Genomic DNA, 6,139 nt, shown 5'->3' on the forward strand with positions numbered 1-6,139 from the left:
ATAACCCTATGGTGAAAAATGTTTCAGGCTACTTTTAATATTATTTGCATTCTTTTTGTAATATGCGCCCCCTTTTCCCCTTTGAACGGGAACGCTTATGCAGTCACTCCTGACCTAAAAACAAAACCAGAACTTAATAGCAACACCGTAAAACAAGATCCTTCAAATTCTTTAAATGAACTTTCCACCCAGATTGCTCAAAAAGATTCGGTACCTGCTCAAAAAACGCCCTTAAACGCGCTTTCTCAAATTAATATTGATGAAGAATATATCAGCGCAGACGATATAAACTTTTTTGATACCAATGCGACACCGATTAAAAGGAAATCTACTGCGAATCAAACTGGTCCATCGGTCTCCAATGCAACTCAAACAGAAGCCGCCAAACCAGAGATTACACAGAACGCAACAGCTTCTACGACAGCAGACCCCGCTTCCACGGATAAAGGCGCTGTACTTACGTTACACGAAGCGTGCCGCCTCGCAGTGCTACATCATCCTTTAATAGATAGAGCTTTAGCGACCAGACAGGAAGAAGAAGCCAATTACAATATTTCTAAAAGCGTCTATTATCCACGCATTGATTTTCAGGCTAACCTTGGACCTAAGCATGATCTGAAAACCGATATCACGGAATATGGCGACAGCTCAGTATCCATGACTCAAACCATTTTTAACTTCGGTGGACTGCAAGACGAAGTTGCAAGCGCAAGACTGAAAGCAGACAGCGCAAGATTGCGTTTTGCTAGGACAAATGAGGATATTGCCGCCCTCACCATAAATTCATACCTGACCATTTTACAGGCAAAGCAGCTTTTACGGGTTTATGAAAACTCGCTGCAATTTTACCAAAAACTGCTTGAAACATTTTGGGAAAGATACAACGCGGGTATTTCATCCAAAGCTGATGCTCAAAAAGTTGAAGTATCTCTTAAATCGACTGAGTCACAACTTGTCATTCAAAATGAACAATTCAAGACGGCTAAAGTTCTTCTTGAAAACATAATAAAACAATCGGTCGCAGATATTGAACCGAATGTAAATTTACTCAAAGTGGGAATACTCGGTAATGCTGAAGACTCTTATTCCAGAGCATTAAATTTTAATATAAGCTTAAGAGCAACCCAAGCAGAAATAGAATCTCAGAAAATGGTCATTTCAGCTAAATCAACAGAATACCTTCCATCTCTAGGTTATAAATTACAGGCAAAAAATGAGATGCAACAACACAATGACGACAAAAACTCTTTTGACGCACAACTAACACTGAATTGGAATCTTTTTAACGGATTTGCTACAGACGAAAAGATCAAAAAAGAAGAAGCAATATTAAAAAGATTGGAAGCGACAAAACATACAACCGAACTGGAAATCAAAAACATTTTAGATAATGCATTTAACTCTTACGACTCTTCTGCAAAAGAATACCAGCTTGCAAAGGAAGCTTATGATTCAAGCATTTATTTGATGAGCCTTTACTTAAGCGAATTTGATCTCGGCATACGAACCCTACTGGACCTTATTACGGCAAGAGAAGGACAGACCAGTGCGGCAGTAAGAGAAGTAAACGCGCGATTTGCCAGAATCCGGGCAACTTTAAACATTATTTTAGAAGAAGGACGACTGGCAGACGTTCTTAACTTGCCCATAGAAAAAGGTTTTTTATAATAACTTAGCGTTGTGGAGCGCGGGGGGACTGGGGAGTCATGGCAGAACAAAAGACAGCAGCACAGGAGAGAATCGCTCCTTCAACGATTTATAGCGTAAAAGGATCTCCAGACGACTATACTTTTGAACTAAGAGGGGCGGACCTCGTTCTTATTGATGGCAACAATCAAGAACAGGTTTTTCTGTTTGTCGGTAACATAATGAGCCTCGAAGGCAACGTCCGTATGGAATTTGCCAGTGGACAAGCCCTTGAATCTCATGAGCTTTTTACTCGTGCAGAAATTCCAGATATGGAAAGATTCGACGAAGAAGAAACTATCTGGGATGCCAACCAACGGGACGAAGACAGCGGAGACGAAAAAGAAGGCAATGTTTCGGAAGAAATTGGGGCTAAAGAACCCGATAATACCCCTGCACAGGCAGAGGTTCCTCAAGATCTGAATCAGGCACTTATGCAAGATCAGGAAGAACTCGAGCAAAAAAACGGTGAAGGGGCAAACGATAATCTAGAGCAACCATTCAATCCGAATACCTCCACAAGATCCGGACATTTTCAAACTCAAAATGAGGAAAATGATCCTGTTGAACCGGTTAAAAAAATTTCCGGCCCTGAAAATCCTGGCCCTAATGATGTTGAAGGCGGTAATCCGGTAACTGTCATTCCCAAAACAATTGCCACTCCGATGTTGCATCTTACGGAAGATACCAACAGCGGGCTGAAGACTGACAATGTCACCAATGAAATAGAACCGGATTTTGAAGGTACAGCCGAACCTAATTCTATTGTCCAAATTTATGTTGACGGAATACTTGTAGACAGCACTACCGCGTCCAGCGGCGACGGCAAATTTCTTGCCACCAGCATACCCTCTCTTGATGAGGGAGACCACACTGTATACGCGATTTCCACGATCGGTGGAATGTCCGCCCGTTCAGCCTCGTTTAAACTGGTAATCGACCTTACTCCTCCGCCGGTTCCGACATTAGACCTCGCTCCTGAATCAGACACAGGAACATTATCAAACCCCGACTATGCAACCGACAACTATACAAAAGACAGTACTCCGACCTTACAGGGAACAGGTGGAGACCCAAACAGCACCTTAACTCTTTCCTATTTATTGGTTGGCAGTGGTGATTATATTGAAATCGAAACCACTACCCCCATTGAGATAGGAGAAGACGGAACATGGAAATACACACTGACCGAAGAACTCCCGGAAGGAGAATACTCCTTTAAATTAACCGCAACGGATCTTGCGGGAAATACCAGTTCCGACGGCGAAGCTGCCTATCTTCACCACGTAACCATTGATACCACTCCACCTGCCGCACCGGAAATAAATTTAATTGAAGACAGCGGTAAAGATGTTCTAGACTGGCTTACAAAAGACACCACTCCTGAATTTTCAGGAATTACTGATAAGAATTCAGAAATAAGACTTTATATTGACGAAAAATTGGTTGGAACCACTACCTCCGACGATGCCGGAAATTGGAATTTATCAACTGCCGATTTAAATCTTAATCTCATTCATCCTTCAGGAGAACTTTCTGACGGAACTTACCATGTAAGTGCAATTGCGGTGGATTTAGCGGGAAACACCAGTGCTCCATCTATTTCTGAGCTTGTTATAGATACAGATGTCAGTCCTGATCCGACAATAACTTTAGCGGCAGGTTCCGACAGCGGCACAATCGACGGCATAACCAACATTCTCAACCCTATTCTTACCGGAGCCGGAGAAGCACGATCAACCGGAACGCTAACTGTCACAGGTCCAGATGGCGTTGTTACACTGTATGATGATATCAATATCCCTGAAGGCAGCGAAACATGGACACAACCGCTTTCCACCTTGCACGGCGGCGACGGAGTATACACTGCCAAGTTGACTCTAATTGATTATGCAGGAAATGAAGAAACTGTTGAATATTCTTTTACAATCGACACATCAGACCCGACTGTGCCGACTTTGGACCTGCCTGATGCTTTTGACACAGGAATCGCCACAGACAACATAACATCTTTCAAGAAGCCCCTTATAACAGGCACCACTGATCCGGACACAGACGTCACAGTGTATCTTAAGAACGTGGCAACCGGTGCAACCACAGAATATTCCGCAACAATGATAGGCGGCGGGAATTGGGAATGGAAAAGTCCGGTAGACCTGACGGACGGTAAATACGAAGTAAGCGCTTCGGCTAAAGATGATGTCGGCAACAGTTCAGGAACCTCTGCAGTACTTGATCTGACAATTGATTCACAGACAGAGTTACCGACAATCGATCTGAACTCGCTTTCCGACACAGGAACTCTTGGAGACTTTCTTACAAGCGAAAGAACTCCGCTCTTCAGCGGCACAGCAGAAAAAGACAGTGAAGTTATTGTTTCCGTGATTAATTCTTCCGGAGTTGTTGTTGCGACAGCATCAACAACAGCCGATAACGCCGGACAATGGAATACATCTTATCTTTCTTCAAATTTAACAGACGGAACCTATACTATTAAGGCCGTTGCTACGGACGTGGCTGACAATGAATCCGGTGAAGCCTTTTTAGAACGAACTCTGGTTATTGATGGAACAGCCCCTATTGCTCCGACCGTTGATCTTGCTGCTACATCTGATTCAGGTTTTCCCGAAAATCCTGAATATGCAACCGATGATTATACAAATGATTCCACTCCGGAATTAACAGGTACAGCCGAAAAAGACTCTACAGTCACTATTGATTTTAAACGTGGAACAATAGTTGTTCACACCGCAGAAGTGACTACCGATGCACACGGCAACTGGGTCTACAACGACTACGGAACCGACACACTCGGAGACGGAACTTACACTGTTTCAGTAGTTGCAACAGACGCGGCAGGAAACGATTCCCCGGCGGCTGTACTTAGTCCTCTGGTCATAGATACTCTGGCCCCCACTATTCCGAACGTTAATCTGCTTACAGATTCAGGAGACTCCGGGGACTGGATAACTAACAGTGATATCGTCACCGTGGGCGGAACCGTAGATCCTACAGATAAAATTTCCATACAAATTAACGGTGGACCAATTTACACTGCCATTCCGGATAGTGTGTCTGGAGAATGGACTTACGATTTCGATCTCGAAAGTTACAGCGAGGGTGAACACGAAATAAAAGTCATCCGTACTGATCAGGCCGGTAATCCATCCGGAACAAAGGTTGAAACGTTAACAATCGACCGCAGTATCAGCACTCTCGATATTGAGATGGATGCAGCTGATGATCATGGCGACCAATCAGACGCATTGCTGATTACCAATATGAATCATCCTCATTTTAAAGGTCACGTCGATGCGGACTGCAAAATAGAAGTCGTCATTAAAAATGAAAGTGGTGTAACAGTTGAGACATATGATCTCGGACAAAACTCCGGGACATGGTATCTTGACAACCCTGAAAATCTTGACGACGGCAAGTATACCGCAACTGTCACGGCAACGGATAATGCCGACAATACAAAAGAATCGTCAATCAGTTTTGAAATAGACACGGTAAATCCGGAAATTTCCTCTATTGTACTTGATCCGGCAGATGATTCAGGCGCCAAACTTGATTACATAACAAATGTAATCAAACCTGATTTCAGTGGCGAATGTGAAAAAAACGCCAGAGTAGAAATAATTCTCACCAATTCAAGCGGAACAGAAGTCAGCAGTGATTCTTTCAGAACAGGAGCCGACGGTAAATGGGACTGGCATCCTGAGAATGATCTCGTTTCAGCAGAATATACTTTAACGGTTAAAGTAACTGATGCGGCAGGAAATATTTCTAACGATGCAACTTATGATTTTACAATTGATACTATTCCTCCCGAGGCACCGGCAGATGTAACTCTTGTTACAGACAGCGGAGTTTCAGGGGATAATATTACAAATATTGATCCTATTACTATCACGGGTACTGCGGAAGCTAACTCCACAGTTAGAATTTTTGATGGAAGTATCAAAGTTGGGGAAGCTGTAGCCGATGACCATGGTAACTGGACTACCGATCTTCCTAAAATCGGAATAGACGGAGACAAAACCTACACCATCAACACAACTGATGTTGCCGGAAATGAATCCCTCACGAGAACAGATTTCAACGTTACCATAGACACAAATACTCACCTCGACAGTGTCGATATACAATATCACAGTGATTCAGGAAGAGATCAGACTGACGGGGTTACCAATGTTGCCAGCCCATATCTTGATGTACGTGCGGAAGAAAACAGTACTGTCACTGTAAAAGTATATGATCCATCTCATTCTTTAATAAAAACAGTTGTAGTCAACAGTGCAACCTCTTCTGATCCCAATTTGTATACTGCGGAACTGGAAGGACTTCCCGAAAATAACTACACTGTAATAGTGGAAGTTGAAGATATCGCCGGAAACACGGCATCCAATGCCACAACTCCATATAATCTTGTTATTGACCTGACAGCTCC

At 43.2% G+C, this 6,139-nt stretch carries 2 protein-coding genes; both read left to right on the forward strand.

The annotated features are described in order from the left end of the window. The first annotated feature begins 18 nt into the window (after positions 1-18). Positions 19-1,668, forward strand: coding sequence for a TolC family protein (locus BLT41_RS17085; RefSeq protein WP_092163436.1), 1,650 nt, complete (start codon positions 19-21; stop codon positions 1,666-1,668). A gap of 38 nt (positions 1,669-1,706) precedes the next feature. Further along, positions 1,707-6,139 (forward strand): Ig-like domain-containing protein (locus BLT41_RS17090; protein WP_139167367.1); only part of this gene is annotated, 4,433 nt, incomplete at its 3' end.

The organism is Maridesulfovibrio ferrireducens (assembly GCF_900101105.1).
Classification (GTDB): domain Bacteria; phylum Desulfobacterota; class Desulfovibrionia; order Desulfovibrionales; family Desulfovibrionaceae; genus Maridesulfovibrio; species Maridesulfovibrio ferrireducens.